The 640-nt window shown below is 34.5% G+C and carries 1 protein-coding gene; it reads right to left on the reverse strand.

Going from position 1 to position 640, the window contains the following annotated elements; translation table 11 throughout:
• Nucleotides 1–114: 114 nt before the first annotated feature.
• Nucleotides 115–474, reverse strand: coding sequence for a hypothetical protein (locus tag HW443_RS12560; protein ID WP_176238373.1), 360 nt, complete (start codon nucleotides 472–474; stop codon nucleotides 115–117).
• Nucleotides 475–640: the final 166 nt, after the last annotated feature.

Genomic DNA, 640 nt, shown 5'->3' on the forward strand with positions numbered 1-640 from the left:
GTTCAAATAAAATAAATCTTTGATGTTATTAAAAAGGTTGTTTACAACGTCAGACCATGTCTCAGATTTGTATCGTTTAGTAAAAGCACTTGTCTCAAGAAAATATTTTGGCATTTACTCATTATCTCTTTCCTCTGAGAGGAGTTTTGATAATGATGGCAGTCTTTTTGTTATTTCCCACACTTGTTCTATGGATGGCGCAGCAGTAGCCATTTCCCGTAATCTCTGATCTAATTCTTCTCGGCCATACAGAGGATTTGTTAATTGCTCAGGTAAAACTAATTTTCTACCAACTTTAGGCTGACTTTGCTTCCAAGGGTCTTCTAAATGAAATATTATATGTCCCCATTCATCTAATCGTTCAAATTTTGATATATTTACAGGTGTTAGACTTATCTCATCTATACTTAAATTTCCTAACAATACAGATGACGTGTCCATTAACATTTTTTGATTGTATAATGTAGTTTCCATAACTTTATTGTATCGCAACCCACAACTGCGAATCAATGTTCATATCAACCACTGGTTGATTATTACGAATAGTTTTTTGTACCTTTCCGGTAAAAGTAAATTGATGCGATAAAGCTGTGCTTTCAATATATGCGCCTACGTGCCGTATCTCAGCCATTTCCTTACC

Origin of the sequence: Candidatus Hakubella thermalkaliphila, from assembly GCF_013281975.1 — a bacterium.
Classification (GTDB): Bacteria; Actinomycetota; Humimicrobiia; order Hakubellales; family Hakubellaceae; genus Hakubella; species Hakubella thermalkaliphila.

Bases quoted from the DNA above. Each gene is read 5' to 3' on its own strand.
- HW443_RS12560 (WP_176238373.1), bottom strand. From the start codon at position 474: ATGGAAACTACATTATACAATCAAAAAATGTTAATGGACACGTCATCT.